We start from the raw sequence: 15,797 nt of genomic DNA, 5'->3' as shown, positions 1-15,797 counted from the left end.
GCCTTTACGCGTGGCAGGTGAAGAGCACGAGGACGGACAGCCGGAAGACCCTTCGGAGGACGACGGCCTCGAGCTGACGCCGAAGCAACAGGAGACGCTCCGGAAGTCGATGGAACAAGTGCGGCGCTCTCTGGGCCCCCGGATCGACTTCAAGCTTCCGTCCATGTCGCAGTTCATCCCCGACTCGGTGCTGAAGAACATCACGACGCTGTCGGCGTTCGCCGAGGCGCAGCAGGCAATCGTCGGCAACGCCATCAAGCCGTTCCTCGACTCGCAGGCCGCGTGGCAGAAGCAGTTCTCCGTCATCAACAGCGACATCTTCCGGACCACTGCGCTACAGCAGTCCAACCTCAACCGCATCGCCTCGCAGTTGACCAGGAACATCGACTTCGGCCTCGGCGACACGCTCACCCAGGTCGCGTCACGGTTCGCCGCGCAACAGGCATCCTGGCTGAAGGCCATAGGACCGTCGCTTGCCAACATCAAGTGGACGTTTTATCCACCCAACCTGCAGGACATCGAAGGTCTGAGGTTGGAGCAGGTGGAAGAGGTGGTCATGGTCGACGGCATACCGCTCTACGGGGTGCCGCGCGCCTCTACGGCAGAGGCACTGATCCGCGCCGACAGCGCGAGCGAACGCAGGGGCATTCTCGGGCGACGCTGGAGGACCATCTCAGCGGACTGCCGCGAGGTGGTCACAGCCTGCACCACGACGGCCGTCGCCCCGTACACCCGCTTCGCCGTGGCCGCGCTCGACGCCCTCGATGCCGGCCACACGGAGGCTGCGCAGGCACTCGCCGGGTCGCTCATCGACGCCGTCCTCAGCGCCTACTTCAAGAAGGACCGGTACAAGTTCACCCCCGACCGGAAGGGCAGGCGCACGAAGGACGCCTACGACGAGTTCACGGTCCGTCAGTTCATCGCGTTCGCTCCCATGTGGCAGACGTACCAGCAGTTCTTCGTCGAGGACGGAGACGTCGTACCGAACACCTTCAGTCGCAACGCGACGGCCCACACCGTGAGCCCTCGCCAGTACAGCCGTCGCAACGCGGTGCAGGCATCGATGCTCGCCTGTTCACTGTTGTGCCGTCTCGACGAAGAGGCCGCAGACCGGAAGGCCGCCTGAGGCCGGGCACCCCGAGGACCGGCACCGCATCGGAAGTGATCCCTTTGCCCGCCGTGCGTCGGATGCCGACCTCGGCCGACCGGGAGGAGAGCTCCCCTGGGCCGGCGGAGTCGTTGGAGTACAAGAAGATCGTCTCCGGATCGGCCGCGATGCCTCGATCGTGTCCCGCGAGGTGAATCGTCGCCGGCGGCAGGGAAGGCTATCGGGCGGTGGCTGCCGACCGGGCTGCGGAGGCGGCCCGGTCGAGGCCGAAACCACTGGCGGTGGACCGGAATCCGGTTCTGCGGTCGCGGGTGGTAGGGCTGTCGCGAGCGGGTTGGCCGCCGGCGTCGATCTCCGGCCGATTGGCACGCGACAAGCCGGTTTGGGACGCTGGGATTGCGAGTCACGAGGCCATCCTCCAGTGGGTCTACGCCCAGCCGGTCGCCACACCACGGCAGGAGTCGATCTCGCTGCGCACCCGCCGCACGGACAGGCGCGGGCCACGTCCGGCGCCGGCGCCGCGTATTCGCGAACCCCGCTGCTCGACGGACGTCCGGCCGAGGCCGACGACCGCGCCGCGCCCGGCCATCTGGGAGGGCGACCTCGTAATCTATGCGTGCTCTGCCGCAACCGGTTGGGCGCTGGTGGCCAGGTCCACGTCGGGGCCCAAGACGAGGGTGCCGTCGGTGTGGACGATCGCCAATGCCGAGAAGATGGTAGGCCTGATGACCGCCGAGTGGGCCTGGGGCAAGGTGTGGATCCGTGAGCAGGCCTACCGGCGCCTCGGACTGGCACCCATGTTCGGCGCCGACCAAAAGAAGAACGTGTTCACCCAGGCGGATATGCGCGGCTTGGTCGACTACGCCCGCAAGCACGACGTGGGCATGATCAGCGGATGGGGGTGCCGTACGCGACAACCACCAGGGCGACCTCGACACCGAGGAATCGCCTACCAGGTTGGTTTACGACGGGGATTGGGAATCCGGCGGTCGATCCGTTCCTTACACCCGTGTGAAGCAGCAGCCGGGCGAGTTCAGCCGTATCGCCGCCGGCTACACCGGAGGCCACCGCACATCGCCGCCCGCGTAACCACGGGCTCGGGCCGGCCGGGCACCCCTTTCACGGCGGCCACGGCACACGGTGTCTTCGTCCTGCCCCGCCGTGATGGAAGACCGCCACGATTCCGCCACCAAGCCTGCGCGGTGAGGAAAGGCGCCGGTCGTGCGCCTCGGCCACCGCGTGGTCCCGGTGCTCATGCTGCGCGTGGCAGCGTCAGGTCGGCGTGTCGAGTCCCGGTTCCACTCGGCGAGCCACTTTCGGGTGAGTTCGACCGCGGTGCGTGTGCGGCTGGGCCCGGGTGCTATCCGAGGGGCACGTTTTGAGTACCTGACCTGAACGGATCTCTCCGGGAGGCAACATCATGCGACGCGTGTTGGTGACCACCGCCGCGGCACTCGCCACGGCCACCACCCTGGTCCTGCTGGGCGGCACCGCCGCCGCCACGACGGCCCAATTGCCATTGCATGATTGGCCCAACGATCCTAATATCCTCGCCTACCCTGCTGGCATCGTCAATTCCCTCGTCGGCATTGACGTCGATGCCGACGTGGGCGGGGTGACCGAAGGGCTGGTCGAGTTCGGCGAAGTGGGTGGCTACGGTTCCGGCTGGGCTGAGGAATGAAGCCTGGAGTGCCGAACCGGTCGCGCCGACCCTGGGCGCGCCGCTGATCTCGCCGGGCACGACAGCGAGGCCGGCCTGGACGACGGGGTCGATTTCCATTCGCTGCGCCGTTCCTACGTCACGTACCTGATCGAGGACGGCTGGGATCCCAGGTTCGTGCAGGAGCAGGTCGGCCACGAGCATGCCTCCACGACCTCGATCTACACCTGCGTGTCCTCGGACTTCCGCAAGCGCACGCTGCGTCGCCATCTCGACGGCCTGGCCGCCGAGGCCCTGGGCGGGCAGGAGACGCGGGCATGAGACGCAAGGTCGGGTACACGTGGCGGCTGCGGGAGGTGATGGCCGCCCGCGGCGTGTTCACCGCCACCGAGCTGGCGCCGCTGCTCAAGGACCGCGGCGTCGACCTGTCCGCCTCCCAGGTCCACCGCCTGGTCTCGGGCACCCCGGAGAGGCTGTCGTTGCAGGTGCTGGCCGCGTTCTGCGACATCCTCGGCTGCACCCCGGCCGACCTGGTGGCCATTACCGCCGAGAACGCCGGCGTCCGCCGCACCGCCACCGATGACCGGCCCGCGCCGCCGTCGGGCACCGAAAGGCTACGTCCTCGGCCAGCGCTGATTGTCGACGACGAGTGAGCCCCGCCTACCGCACGCCCGAGCAGTTCGAGCGTTGGCACAAGCGCACCTGCGCCCGGTGCGGCCGGTTCGGCTGCTTCGCCGCCGTCTGGCCCGACGGCTCGGTCTGCCGGACCTGTGAGTGCCGCGCGCTGCGTCTCCACGGCCGGTGTCCCGGCTGCGGCGAGCAGCGGATTCTCCCCGGACGGCGACCCGCCGACGGCGCGGCGGTATGCACCCGGTGCGCCGGTTTCCGCCCGTCCTATGCCTGTTCCCGCTGCGGCGGGGAGAGCCAGCTGCACGCCGGTCGGCTTTGCACCCGCTGCACTCTGTCGGACCGGCTGGCCGTTCTGCTCGACGACGGCACCGGCCGCGTCCGCCCCGAGCTGGAGCCGCTGCACCGGATGCTCACCTCGATGGACAACCCCCGCACCGGGTTGAGTTGGCTCGACGGGCGACCACCGAACGCCGGTGCCGCCGCGAATCTGTTGCGCGGCCTGGGAACCGGCAAGATCCCGCTGACCCACGAGGCGTTCCACCTGCTCCAGCCCTGGCGGGCCGCCGCCCACCTGCGGGACCTGCTCATGAGCTGCGGTCTGCTACCACGGGTGGACAAGCAGCTCTGTCTGTTCGAGCGCTGGCTCGGCGAACACCTCGCCGGTATCACCGAGCCCGACCACCAGCAGGTCATTCGCCGGTTCGCCACCTGGCACGTCCTACCCCGACTGCGCGCCCGCGCCGACCGCAAACCCCTCACCCCGTCCGCTCGCGGGTTCGTCGGGGATCAGGTCGCCCGCGCCACCGCGTTCCTGGGCTGGCTCGCCGAACGCGGCCTGCGTCTGTCCGACTGTCGTCAAGGCGAGATCGACGCCTGGCACGCCGAACGCAAGCAGCACGAACGCACCGCCATTCGTGCGTTTCTGTTGTGGTGCATGGACAACAAGCTCACCCGGCGGTTCACGCTGCCCGTGACGCAAATCCGGCCAGCGGCCCCGCTGACCCGCGCGCGTCGGATCGAACTGTTGGGCCACGTCCTCACCACCGACGACGCGCCGCTGCGCAGCGGGGTGGCCGCCGGACTGCTGCTGCTCTACGCCCAGCCGGTCAGCCGCATCGTCCGCCTCACCCTCGACGACATCGTCCAGGAAGCGGACCAGGTCCTCCTCCGCCTCGGAGATCCGTCCTCACCCGTTCCACACGCCTTCGCCGCACTGCTGCTGGACTACACGGCCAGCCGCACCACCATGCGGACCGCGACCAACCCCGGCTCCACCTGGCTGTTCCCCGGTCGCCGCGCCGGCCAACCGCTCCGGCCCGAGCACCTGGCCTCGCTGGTCCACGAACTCGGAGTGCCCACCACCGCCGGACGCGCCGCCGCGATCCGCCAGCACGTCCTGGAGATGCCCGCCCCGGTCGTCGCCGACGCCCTCGGCTACCACCACGTCACCACAACCAGGCTCGCCAACCAGGCCGGCGCCACCTGGAGCCGATACGCACCCGGAGATCACACGCAGCGACCATGACGACGAAGCTGCGACAGTTGAAGGCACGATTCACCAGTTTCGCGAGACCTCGAGTTCAACACTCGACATACTGGTGGGGCTCCGCCGACGCATCGGGCCGACCGCTCCCAGGGGGGCCGCCATCTCCGTGGCGGCCTAGGAAGGGGAGCACTGTGTCCGTCATCGGATCGGTGACCGAGTTCATTCTCGCGGTCACCGGACTGCTGCTCGCAGTACCGCAGGTTCACCAATGGTGGACCACGCGCCGGTCAGCCCACCGCCGGCTGCGTCGACTGCGGCGGCCCAAGCGGCGACGTTGAGCAGGTGCGGGCCGAAAGCCGGTGTGCTTCCGGCCCGCACCGCACATCAAGTACTTCACGCATGTCTACCTCAGCTCCGAAGACCGAAGCTGGTGTCAGTACGCCCGTGTGATCACTCAGCGCTACAACCGCCGAGAACTCGTGACAGTTGAATACGCGACCTCACCAGTCCTCGACCCCCGGTAGGCGTCGACCAGTATCCGCAAGGTCAACGGCACGTTCGCCAGAACGCCCACACCGGCGTCTACGACCGCGCGGATGAACCGCTCACCATCCACTCCGACCTGGGTGGCCAACGTCGTGACGTCGGCACGGGTCAGGGGAGCCAGGTCGGCCACGACACAGCGATCCAATGCCTGCTCAAGCACACCGGTCAGACCGGTGGGGTAGTCGGCGCTGCGGCAGGCGATCAGCAGCCTCAGCGACCGCGTGTCCACAGCGGCCAGCGCCGACTGGAAGCGGCGGGACAGCCGCGCCAGCATCGGACTCTCGTCCAACTGGTCGAGCACGATCGTCAGCGCCGTCGGGAACGGACCAGTGGAATCGGCACGGGGGAGAGCTTCGAGATGATCGCCTATCAGCTCACGGAAGGACGCGAGGTCGGTCAACTCCGACCCAAGAACCCAAACCGTGCCGGACTGCCCAGGCTTCGGGGATACCGTGGCGGCATCCGCGCCGGTCAACTGACCGAAAGCCGTGGTCTTGCCCGTACCCGGCTCGCCCAACAGCACCAGCGCCATTCCGGCAGAAGGCAGATCCCTCAGACGGAGCAACTCCTCGTCCAGACGCCCGGATTCCGGCAGCAGGCCGTTCTCGTCCAGCTCGAACGGCGGGTCCTCCCGATCCTGCAACTGGCGCCCCGCACCCAACGGGCCACCGGCGGATCGAAGAGGGGATCTTGCGTCATCACCCCATGATCGCCCGTCGCCTCTGCCCAAGGGGAATCGCCACGCCGTCCGCCCATCAGTTCCGGGCGGCATGCGCAGCATCGCTGTCTTCCGTCCGGACAGGCTCCCCCGGCGGGCGCCGAGCCGTCGGTCGGCGGGACAACGACGCGCTGGTGGCATTGCAGCGAGCGTGCACCCGACAGCATTACGAACCGCAGTCGTTCACAGCGCAGGTCTGCCCGGCGGGTCGCCGGGCCAGGTTCGACTGAAGATCAACATGCCGAAACTGGTAGCGGTGATGAAGGTCAGAGGGCGTCGATGCAATCCGAGCACAACGCCGTGCCTTCGTCGATGTCGCGGTTGTCCACGGGACACTCGCAGCGCGGGCACCGGTCGTTGAACTCGCACCCGCAGAAGAAGCAGAGACCGCTGCGGTTCGGGCCGGGTTCACCGGTGGTCGGGTCGAACCACACCACCATGTCGTGGCCGCACTCCGGGCAGGGTTCGGTAGGCGTGTCTCCTCCGTCGTGCGCTGCTTCGTAGTGGCTGCCGAGTCCCAGCCTGGTGCCGGTGAAGTCGTCGACGTATGCCTCGCGCGAGTCCCAGCGTGCAGTGCAGAAGACGCACCGGGGCCGACTGTGCTCAGAACCGTGTGGCCGATCGGGGTGTCGGTCTTCCAGAAGCACTGCCAGCTGGCCACAGTCCGGACACCAGGCGGTCCAAACCCGGGCCAGGACAGGACGTAGACCCTGCATCCGTTGATTGACCAGCGCGGTGATCGTGCCGAGAGCACTGCGGATGTCAGGCATGGCCTCGGCGAGGACCTGCTCGTCGGCGGCGGTGAGATGGGTCTCCGGGGTGATATGGGTGTCGATGAAGTCCACGATGAACCCCAGTGCTTTGGCGGCCTGAGCCTCTACTGCTTCGGCGGTGCTGGTCAGGCCGTGGTGCTGGAGCTGGTTGCGGAACCTCTCCAGCGCGGCGGCCGCGCGCTTCTGGCCGCTGGTGAAGGTGACGTCCTGGAGGGTCTGAAGCCGCTTGAGTGCCTTCCCGACGCCGATGCTGCGAAACCGGCCGGCCTGATAGTCCTCCTCGGTGACCTCTGCCAACGTGGCGTCCTTGTCCTTGTCTTCGAGGATGAGTCGCCAGTCCTGGCAGATCAACCGGTATTTCAGCAGTACCTCCACGCCGGCGTGCAGATGCAGCACCGCGTACTTCAAGTCCCTTGGGCTCGGGGTCCGGGTGAGCCGGTGAACGGCGTCGGTGAGGTAGTCCAGGCCGTTCTCCAGTGGCGGGAAGTCGATGCTGCGGCTCATCGCACACCGCCGATGTGGAGCGCGGCGAACTCGTCGTGAGCCTGGTCGACGACCTCGGGAAATCGCTGAGCCTTGTCGTCCTGGCCGATCTCCGGGAACTCACGCAGACGCCCCGGTTTCTCGTCCGCCGACACCTGTGCCGACAACCATGCCTCCAGCCGTGAGAAGCCCCGGTCAGAAGCCTACTGAGCCGTATCCACCCGATTTTCGGTTCTACGGGGAGACCCGGTGAGACAGGACGAGGGCTGCCGCCGAAGGCGTCTCATCCGCGCCGCCAGGATCGATCGTGCCCCTGCACGAGCCCTGCCCGGACCGGGCGGTCCCGCTACGCGGTCCTCGACCTGTTCACCGTGCAGGTTCGGAGACCGGCGACCACGACAGACGTTGCTGGCTACCTCGTTCGGGAGCGGATCGGCGACGCTAGGGTGTCTGATGGATCGCTGCGCGGACGCTGAACCGGCAGTCGCCGTTCAGGATCCTGCGGATGTCGTCGGTGCCGGTCTTGGCGGTGCTGGTGAGTCCGCGGGCCAGTGTCAAGCGCACGATTCCGGCGGGATCGGAAGCCAGTCGTCGCCCGATGTCGTCTTCGCTGTCGTCGATCTGTGTCCAGCAGTGGGCGGCGAAAGCGCGTATCGAGGGGGATCGTGAGACGGCGAGCGCGAGCAGGTCGTGCCTGAAGGTGCCGGCCGGTGCTTGGGCCAGCGCGTTCTGCAGCAGCCGGGGATTGTCGATGTCGCCGTCCATGAGGGTCAGCAGCAGGTTGCGGGCGATCCGGTCGCGCTCCCGCTCATCCGGGGCAAGGATGACCAGCAGCCTGTTCGCCGCGAGCACCAGTTCTGCCGGGGAAGTCAGCCGTAGCGGGAACAGATCCTCGCTGCTGCCGATACCCTGGCCGGCGGCGATCGGTCGTACGGCCTCGAGGACTCTGACGCGGAGGTCGGTGTCCAGCGATCCGGCGCCGCATCGCTGAGCGACGGCGGCGATGGCGTCGATCGCCTCGCGGCGTTCGACGTTGAGCTCTCGCGGTTCCAGGGCGATGTCGAGCATCGCGGCCACGAAGCGATCACGTCGGCCCGGGTCGCCGATGTGGGAGAGGTCGGCCACGCTGACCAGGTCACTGCCGAAGCCCGCGGAGCCCGGTGTGTAGGTGCGTGGTTTCGCCGCTGCGTCCAGCGCCGCGTTGGTGTGCTCGACCACGGCAGGTGTGCGTACTCCCAGTTCCTCGAGCACGGGGATGAGCCACGGTGCCTCGTTCGCGTCGACCGCACGTGAGAGCCGCTCGACCAGGTACCCACTGGCCGGCGCCAGGAGTTCCAAGGCCCGTGCGGTCGCTGCCGGCACCGCTTTGGCCGTCACGCACATCAGGTCGGCGAACTGGTGGGCGGCATCGGCGGCCAGGTCGGGGTGCACCTGGGCGCATCCCAGCAGGAGGTCGACGTGCGCCTCGATCGATCGTCGCAGTCCCCCTTTCCCCGCGATGGGTGCCAGGCGGGCGAGCAGCCTGCCCGCCGCGTCGCGCGAGGAGGACCACACCAAGGAGGCGAGGGTCTTGAGCAGCGTCTCGTTCGCACCCAGGGTCGCCCAGTCACGGATGGGCCCCGCGGTGATCAGCCGCCCCGCCGACTTCTCGAACAGCTCCCGCGCATGCTGCTCGGGAACAAGATCACCGTGCGCGCCGAGGAACTCGTAGGCCGCCCTGGCCTGCCAGACCGGTCCGTCGACCCAGGACTGCTCGGGCACCAGTTCCGTGTCGGGTTGCCGTCGCAGCAGCGCCGTGGCCTTCTTGTGCTCGGCGCCCCGCAGGTAGTGGTCGACGGCCGACCGCACGTTGTCGGCGCCCAGGGCGTCGCCGAGGCTCGTTTCGCACTGCCGCTGGTTGGCCAGGGCCGCCCCGGTCGACATGCGGTGCCTCAAACGCATGAACACCCGGTGCGCCCGGTCGCGTTGTTCGGAGGCGAGGGCTTCCAGGCCGCGCGCCAGCAGCTGGTCCTTGCCCTCGAAGACGGTGAGCTTGTGGCTGCGGGGCAGTGACTGAGCGGTGTGGTGCGTCTCGTAGCCCATGCCGGGCCCGCCGAGGGCGAAACGCAGGTTGCGCAGGTCGTACAGCCACGTGCGCACCTCGGCGTACATCTGCTCTCGGGTGCCACGGGCGACGGCCTGCTCGTAACTCTCGACCGCTCCCGCGAGGTCGTTGCTGCGCGCGAGTGCCTGCCCGTGTCGGGCGCGGGCCAACACGTGCAGCTCGGGACCGCAGTCCGCCTCGATCGTCGCCAGCAGCGACCAGTCCCGACGGCATTCCGCGACGGCGATACGCATGCGCCCGGCGAACTCCACCGCATCGTCGGAGGCCGCCGCCGCGTGCGCCAGAGCGCGGTCGCACAGCCTCTCGACGATGTCGGGTCGACCGGCGGCGACCGCTTCCTCGGCCGACCACAGCAGCAACTCCCCGGCGAACTCGTCGTCATCGCGCACGGCCGCGACGCGTTCGGCCACGTCCGGCAACGACATGTCGCCGGCCTCGTACCGCAACACCGCGTACACCGCCGTGCCGACACGCGCGGAGACGTCCGGCGAGCGCCGGAACTCGTCCATGAGCTTGAGCTCTTCGGGGAACTGGGACGGTACCTCCCCACGTCGCACCGGCTCCCAGGCGGCGACGACGGCCGCGCGTATCGCGGCGTCGTGCTGTCCACCAGCCCGCAACGCCCGGGTCAGCTGCGGCTGCAGTTCGGCGGCCTGGTGGAGGTAGCCGTCCGCCTGCAGGTCGGCCATCACCGACTTGTACTGCTTGGCGGCGGCCTGCGGGTCGGACTTCGACAGCTTGTCGGCTTCGGCGACCCGGTCGCGCAGCGCTCCGCCGGTGAGAGGACCGTGCAGGACGGCATCCGGGGCGAACACCGGTCCGACCTCGTCCCGGGTGTGGACGATTCGGGTGAAGTCGAGTCCGTCGGCGGCAAGCTCGCCGCGCAGATCCCGGGCGTTGGCGAACGTCCGATCGGCCGACAGGTTCTCACAGGACACCAACAGACTGCGCCAGGCTGTGTCGACCCGGGAAACATCGACCATCGACCTGCCCAACACGGCTTGCACGGCCTGCAGGTCCCGCCCGCCCGGCTGAAGGTCGAACGCCATGACCCGGAACACCGAACAGAACGCGTGAAGATCCTCACGTGCGATCTCCGAGCCCACCAGCTGTTTCCAGAGTCGCCGCACGTGGCCGGTGAAGACCGACAGCGCTGTCCTCTCACCCTCGCTGTTGGTCAGTTGCTCCTCGCCGGCGGAGAGGGGCGCCGTCGCCAGCCGGTTGACCACAGTCACCAGATGGCGACGAACCGGTTCGGGAGCGTCCATGTCGGACGCGATCACGATGCGGTCGATCGCCGGGTTCCACTCCCGTTCCGCCGCCGCGCCAGGCGGCCCCTGACGGAACATCCGTACCGCCTGCTCGAGCGCCTGTGCCAGCGGGGATTCCTCCGATAGGCCGAGTCGGAGCTGCTTCTTCGCCTGCACGGCGATGAAACCCTCGTCGCCCGTGAAGGCCACGATGTCGTCGACGGGGTATCCGGCCTGCAATCCCACGTGGGTGAGCCGGCCTGCGGTACGCGGCCACGGCCGCGGGGCACTGGAGGGCAAGCGGGCTTCCGTCACCACGTGCGCGGCGAGCATCGCGCCCACCTGTATCTCGAACCGGAAACCGCCAGCCGCTGCCGAACCGCCGCTGCTACTGGTCGCCATCCGGAAATCCTAGCGGTCGTGTCGTGTCAGGCCCGTCCGTCGTGACGACATGACGCCAGCCGTTGAGCACTCGCCTCCATGCCGAGCCGTGGCGAGCACAAGTCCGTGATCGAGCCAGCCCAGGACACCGCAGCTTTTCGTCACGGTGACGACCTCCCGGTTCCGAAGACCGATTTGTACACCACATCAGCCATCGGATTCGCGATCGCACACCTCACCGACATAATGACACTTATCTCGGCAAGGTACTCCAGTACAGCACGTTACTGGGAACTAAAAGTAGGTTTCTGTTTCTGAAAACAAGCTGAGTGCTAGTGTGTGCGGGTGACAACCGAGACGGATGCGCAGGTAGACGGGCCGGCGGGGCGCACGAAGCCGTGCGCGCACTGCGGTCGGCCGGTGACGGCTCGCCGCCCGACGGGGCGACCCCCTCGCTACTGCCCGCCGCAGGAGCGGGACTGCCAAGCCCGCGCGCGGGCCGAGCGACTGACGGCACGCGCGGTGGAGACCACGGGCGGACCCGCCGCGGTGCGGCAGGTCGTGCTGGACCTGGCCGGACGCCTGGACGAGGCGTGGGAGCCGCTGGGCGACCTGCTGGAGACCACGCAAGCCGCCCGTGACCTGCTGGGTGGGCTGCGAGACGAACTGCTCGACCGCGTCGAGCGAGCAGAACGCGCGGCCGAACAAGCCGCCGCGGCGACACAAGAGGCCCTCGCCGCGCGCGACGCAGCCGAGACCACCCGCGACGAAGCGCTACGACAGGCTCGTGACGCCCGCGACGAACGCGACCGGGCACTGCGCGCCGAACAGGACGCCGTCGACGCCCGCCAAGCCGCGCTGCAGACCCAACAGCGACTGGCCGCCGAACGCGACGCCGCCCGAGAGCAGGCCGACCGGGCGGCGGCCGCGGCCGACGAAGCCGTGGCCGCCGCCACTACATCGGCCGACGCCCGTGTCAGAGAAGCCGTCGAAGCCGCCACCAAGGCGCGCGAGGCCGCCGCCTCGCTGCGCGGCGAACTGGCCGCCACTCGGGAGCAGGTGAACGAAGAGACCGGGCGGAACCGGGTACTGGGGGAGGAGGTGGAACGCATCCGGACCCGATCCGCCGAGCAACTCGCATCGGAGATCGCCCGGATCACCGCCGACGCGGACAAGCGGGTCGAGCGCGCACACGCCGAGATCGACAGCCTGCGCCGCGCCGAGGAGTCCCGCCTGCGCGAGGACGCGCAGCGCCTCGGCGCCCAGACCGAACGCGCCGACCGCCTCGAACGCGAATGTGCGGGCTACGAGGCAACACTCGGCAGAATCCTCACCCTGCTCAGCGACGCCGAACACCAGGCGGTCGGTGACCGGTCCAGGCCCGATCCGATCCGCGAGACGATCGCCGTCATCCTGGCCGAGCGTCCCCGCCGGTCCCCTCCGAGCACGCATCCGTGATCCGAAACCGGAGCGACACACCGCACCCACCCGCCGTGTCACCGTTTTGGTGACACATGTGCCACCAAAACGGTGACACGGGATCATGCCCGAACCGACGACACGATCTGAGGTGAGGTTGTCCCCTTGGATCAGGGTGTCCGATCCAAGGGGACAACCTCAGACACGCGGGGAGCCGCAGCGTTCTCACGCGAGGAGTTCGCCGGCATTCCGGCATGAGAACGCGTCAGTCCCTGACTGTCGACCGGGTGAACCGATGCGTGTCGGCGGCGGGCCGATGGTGGTGCTCGTAGCATCAGGGGATGCCGATCAGGTGGTCGCGGATCCACGTCGAGCTGGGCCTGGGACCGGCCGCGTTGACGTACAACATGGTGCGCAGGGCGGTCGAGGCGGGCATCGCCGAGGCTGAGGACCTCGACTGGAAGCAGGCGTTGATCCCACCTGTGGAGAAGAAGTGGTGGGAGTTCGCCAAGGATGTCGCGGCGATGGCGAACACTCGCGGCGGCCTGATCGTCTTCGGAGTTCGTGAGGACGCGGAGCGTGCCGCTGGGCTGGTCGGGGTCCCCAACGGCGATGCCGAGCGTCAGCGCTTGAGGAGCTATGCCCTGCGGTGGGTCCGGCCGGTGATCAGTGAGCTGGTGATCGAGCCGCTCGACGACGAGGAGAACGGTGGTCCCGGGCTGATCGTGGTGTTCGTCCCTGCCAGCCCGGACGCGCCGCACGTAGTCGGTGAGAAGAACGAGATGGGGGTGCCCTACCGCTCCGGGCCGCACACGGACTGGATGTCCGAGGCTCAACTCGAACGCGCCTACCGGGACCGGTTTGCCCGCCAGACCGACGACCGAGCCGCGCTGCACGCCCTAATCGACGGCCTCGTTCCTGAGCTGCTGTACCTGGATGACGCAGTCTGGCTGGCGGTGGCGACCAGGCCGACCACGTCCCCGCCACCCCAGGGATCACGACCTGACCGTGAGCACACCGCTGGCACGATGCGCACCTCGCTGGAGCTGGCCGGCGATGTCCTGGGTGTCCATTCGGAACGCTTCCAGGTCCTGTCTGGCGACGGCAGCGAGTTTCTGTCCCAGCCGCGCACTGGGCTGAGGAGATGGACGTTCCGTTCGAACCGCCTCGCCGTCAATCCGCACGCGCGCGTCGACCGGGTGATGGTGGAGCTGCACCACGACGGCAGCATCGCCCTCGCGGTCAACCTCGCCACGTTCCTGTACGGCGCGCAGGTCGTCGAGGACAAGCGGCTGCGGGACGTGCTGCTGGTGCCGATCGCGAAAGTGGATGGGCTGCTCGTCGAAGCCGTCGCCGTAGCCTCGACGCACGTCCGGCGCCTCGGTGGGGCCGGCACCATCCTGGCTCGCGCCGTCCTGCTCACCACTCCCGGGAAACCTCTCGTCGCCGTCGACCGCGTGATTCCGGGGAGCATCAGTCCTGTCGAGGTCGTCACCGAGACGTGGCCGGTACGGGTCCCGCTCGCGGTGGAGGCCGAGTTCGACGCCGACGGTGACGTTCCGGCCTTGCACACCGCAGCTCGCCAACTCGCGGAGGACATCCACCAGCAGTTCGGCAGCTCCGGGGCCGCCCTGCCACCCCACCGCGAAGACGACACCACCGTCCAATGACCACCCACGGCCCGCACGACCGCCAGGATGGGCCGTCGCCTCGTACAGGCGTCGGAGTACCGCTCGGCTATCTCTCCGTCGTGGCCACCCTACGAACTGGCAATCCCATTGCTTCGGCTTCGAGAAGCCACGGCTCGACTTCGGTGCCGACACGGTCGCCCCAGTAGGCCAACCAACGCCAAAAATCGTCGAGGCCTTGTTCCAATGAGTGTGCGGTCGTCACCGCGTACAGCGAGGGCCACAGCACCTCTGGGACGTCGTACGCTGTAATCGGGGGACGCAGGCCGAACAGTGGTTGCCGGAAGCGGGCCCCCTCGTAGACCTGGGTGACATGGACGAGCACTCGGGCATTGGCACGATCGGTGGCTGACCAGTGCTCAGGCGCGGTCTCGAAGTGGAGACGTTCGCCTGTGAAGGGATCGTGGTCCCACTCCCGCGGCAACGCCCAGCGGCAGTAGCGGCCATGGCCGGGGTGCTCGGCGAACCAGACCCGGTCCTGTTCCTGCGCGCGGTCGGCTGCGAGACGTGCCTTCTTCGGCAGCCTGGATGATCGGCCGATGTTGGTCGTCATGAGATCGGATTGAAGTACCTGCACCCTTGACGCGCTTGTCCTGCGCGGTGAGTTCGCACGAACGGGGACCAGCGCCGACTCCGTCACGACGGTTCGCTGTGGGTCCCCTTCTTATGCGCAGTCCTGGGCCACACCACAGCCGCCTACCGACCTGCTCCACCTGCCGCCCGCCGTATCGACATGGCGCTGTCCCCGGAGTCCGGTCTTGGGGCCTGGGTGGCTAGGGTGCCGGAGGTGACCGCGTCGAAGTCTGGTGTGCCCGCCGGGGCCACCGTGGTGCCCGTGGAGCAGTACGTGGCGGGGCTGGCCCGTAAGCGCATGGCGGCCGGGGTGTTGTTCCGCGACCGGGCGGGTCGGGTGCTGCTGGTGGAGCCTTGTGTGCGGCCGGACAATGACCGGATCGAGTGGTTGTCGTACGCCGCGTGAGTCGAATCAGCTCGGATGAGTGGTAGGGCCGCTACGGTCCGCCGGTGATCAAGACCGGTTGGCGGGTGCACTACGTTCCGGCCGAGCTGCCTACGCCGCGTTCGCCGCTGCCGTTCGTGGACGAGTTGCCGCGCGATTGGGATCGGTGGTTGGCCGAGGACGACACCCCGGTGCGGACGCCGTTCCTGATCTCGCCGACGTTCGAGTACGACGTCGAGTTGAACGCGTTCTTCCGGTCGGTCGGGATGATCGGTGATGCGTGGAACACCCAGGCCGGGTACGCGCGGGACGTGGCCGCGTTCCTGACGTTCCTGTGGAGGGCGCGCGACGGCAGGTTCTGGCGGGACGCGACGGAGGCCGACCACACTGCCTACCTGGTTTGGCGACGTCGCGACGAGCGTGGTCCGCGAGTGGACGATGCAACCCGGGACCGCGAGGTCGCGGCGGTCAACCGGTTCTACAAGTGGCAGGTCAAGGTCGGCAACGTGCAGGCGAACCCGATCCCGCAGCGGGAGGCCCGCATGGCGCACGCGCATGTCGGGCGGCGGGGTGAGCAGGGCGAGAGGCCCGCG

Annotated in this window: 13 protein-coding genes and 1 pseudogene; 9 read left to right on the top strand and 5 right to left on the bottom strand. The window is 68.5% G+C overall.

Annotated elements, in window-relative coordinates; all coding sequences use genetic code 11:
• Positions 1-10 precede the first annotated feature (10 nt).
• The 5 genes from ACFQ3T_RS00790 (at position 11) to ACFQ3T_RS00770 (ending at position 4,923) form a co-directional block, all read left to right on the top strand.
• On the top strand, positions 11-1,126 hold the full coding sequence (locus tag ACFQ3T_RS00790) for a hypothetical protein (protein WP_380718584.1): 1,116 nt from the start codon (positions 11-13) through the stop codon (positions 1,124-1,126).
• A 1,411-nt stretch (positions 1,127-2,537) separates the two neighbouring features.
• Positions 2,538-2,789: a hypothetical protein gene (locus tag ACFQ3T_RS00785; RefSeq protein ID WP_380718582.1), complete on the top strand. Its 252-nt coding sequence runs from the start codon at positions 2,538-2,540 to the stop codon at positions 2,787-2,789.
• A 3-nt stretch (positions 2,790-2,792) separates the two neighbouring features.
• Positions 2,793-3,089 carry a tyrosine-type recombinase/integrase gene (locus tag ACFQ3T_RS00780; RefSeq protein WP_447009973.1) on the top strand — a complete coding sequence of 99 codons (297 nt, stop codon included), beginning with the start codon at positions 2,793-2,795 and terminating at the stop codon, positions 3,087-3,089.
• The gene (locus ACFQ3T_RS00775) at positions 3,086-3,421 is read left to right on the top strand and encodes a helix-turn-helix domain-containing protein (RefSeq protein ID WP_380718580.1); all 336 of its coding nucleotides are present in this window, start codon (positions 3,086-3,088) and stop codon (positions 3,419-3,421) included. Before ACFQ3T_RS00780 ends, ACFQ3T_RS00775 begins: the two co-directional genes overlap by 4 nt.
• The gene (locus ACFQ3T_RS00770) at positions 3,418-4,923 is read left to right on the top strand and encodes a hypothetical protein (RefSeq protein WP_380718578.1); all 1,506 of its coding nucleotides are present in this window, start codon (positions 3,418-3,420) and stop codon (positions 4,921-4,923) included. The genes ACFQ3T_RS00775 and ACFQ3T_RS00770 overlap by 4 nt, the downstream gene beginning before the upstream one ends.
• 421 nt (positions 4,924-5,344) lie before the next feature.
• Here ACFQ3T_RS00770 and ACFQ3T_RS00765 read toward each other — a convergent pair whose 3' ends face one another.
• The 4 genes from ACFQ3T_RS00765 to ACFQ3T_RS00750 all read right to left on the bottom strand — a co-directional run bounded on the left by ACFQ3T_RS00765 (position 5,345) and on the right by ACFQ3T_RS00750 (position 11,160).
• Positions 5,345-6,073 (bottom strand): NACHT domain-containing protein, encoded by a 729-nt coding sequence (locus tag ACFQ3T_RS00765; RefSeq protein ID WP_380718576.1) that lies wholly within the window; start codon positions 6,071-6,073, stop codon positions 5,345-5,347.
• Between the two features lie 341 nt (positions 6,074-6,414).
• Positions 6,415-7,425 carry a hypothetical protein gene (locus tag ACFQ3T_RS00760; RefSeq protein WP_380718574.1) on the bottom strand — a complete coding sequence of 337 codons (1,011 nt, stop codon included), beginning with the start codon at positions 7,423-7,425 and terminating at the stop codon, positions 6,415-6,417.
• The gene (locus ACFQ3T_RS00755) at positions 7,422-7,571 is read right to left on the bottom strand and encodes a hypothetical protein (protein WP_380718572.1); all 150 of its coding nucleotides are present in this window, start codon (positions 7,569-7,571) and stop codon (positions 7,422-7,424) included. The genes ACFQ3T_RS00760 and ACFQ3T_RS00755 overlap by 4 nt, the downstream gene beginning before the upstream one ends.
• A 274-nt stretch (positions 7,572-7,845) precedes the next feature.
• Positions 7,846-11,160 (bottom strand): hypothetical protein, encoded by a 3,315-nt coding sequence (locus tag ACFQ3T_RS00750; RefSeq protein WP_380718570.1) that lies wholly within the window; start codon positions 11,158-11,160, stop codon positions 7,846-7,848.
• Between the two features lie 501 nt (positions 11,161-11,661).
• Between ACFQ3T_RS00750 and ACFQ3T_RS00745 the strand changes: the two genes are divergently transcribed.
• Together ACFQ3T_RS00745 and ACFQ3T_RS00740 are read left to right on the top strand one after the other, a co-directional pair.
• Positions 11,662-12,597, top strand: coding sequence for a coiled-coil domain-containing protein (locus tag ACFQ3T_RS00745; RefSeq protein WP_380718568.1), 936 nt, complete (start codon positions 11,662-11,664; stop codon positions 12,595-12,597).
• 302 nt (positions 12,598-12,899) lie between these two features.
• Complete coding sequence (locus ACFQ3T_RS00740) at positions 12,900-14,228, top strand: RNA-binding domain-containing protein (RefSeq protein WP_380718566.1); 1,329 nt, start codon at positions 12,900-12,902, stop codon at positions 14,226-14,228.
• Between the two features lie 67 nt (positions 14,229-14,295).
• Here ACFQ3T_RS00740 and ACFQ3T_RS00735 read toward each other — a convergent pair whose 3' ends face one another.
• On the bottom strand, positions 14,296-14,799 hold the full coding sequence (locus tag ACFQ3T_RS00735; protein ID WP_380718564.1) for a hypothetical protein: 504 nt from the start codon (positions 14,797-14,799) through the stop codon (positions 14,296-14,298).
• 234 nt (positions 14,800-15,033) lie between these two features.
• On the opposite strand from ACFQ3T_RS00735, the gene ACFQ3T_RS00730 reads away from it, so the two are divergent.
• Both ACFQ3T_RS00730 and ACFQ3T_RS00725 read left to right on the top strand, forming a co-directional pair.
• Positions 15,034-15,225: a hypothetical protein gene (locus ACFQ3T_RS00730; RefSeq protein WP_380718562.1), complete on the top strand. Its 192-nt coding sequence runs from the start codon at positions 15,034-15,036 to the stop codon at positions 15,223-15,225.
• Positions 15,226-15,470: 245 nt separating this feature from the next.
• Positions 15,471-15,686, top strand: a pseudogene (locus ACFQ3T_RS00725) (site-specific integrase); the annotation flags it as partial.
• Between the last annotated feature and the right edge of the window lie 111 nt (positions 15,687-15,797).

Source organism: Saccharothrix hoggarensis (assembly GCF_042678885.1).
In the GTDB taxonomy this organism is placed as follows: Bacteria; Actinomycetota; Actinomycetes; order Mycobacteriales; family Pseudonocardiaceae; genus Actinosynnema; species Actinosynnema hoggarensis.
This window is presented reverse-complemented; position numbering and strand designations above follow the sequence as displayed.

Excerpts from the sequence above, each read along its gene's own strand:
- ACFQ3T_RS00775 (WP_380718580.1), top strand. The coding sequence starts at position 3,086 with ATGAGACGCAAGGTCGGGTACACGTGGCGGCTGCGGGAGGTGATGGCC.
- ACFQ3T_RS00760 (WP_380718574.1), bottom strand. The coding sequence starts at position 7,425 with ATGAGCCGCAGCATCGACTTCCCGCCACTGGAGAACGGCCTGGACTAC.
- ACFQ3T_RS00750 (WP_380718570.1), bottom strand. The coding sequence starts at position 11,160 with ATGGCGACCAGTAGCAGCGGCGGTTCGGCAGCGGCTGGCGGTTTCCGG.
- ACFQ3T_RS00740 (WP_380718566.1), top strand. The coding sequence starts at position 12,900 with ATGCCGATCAGGTGGTCGCGGATCCACGTCGAGCTGGGCCTGGGACCG.
- ACFQ3T_RS00735 (WP_380718564.1), bottom strand. The coding sequence starts at position 14,799 with ATGACGACCAACATCGGCCGATCATCCAGGCTGCCGAAGAAGGCACGT.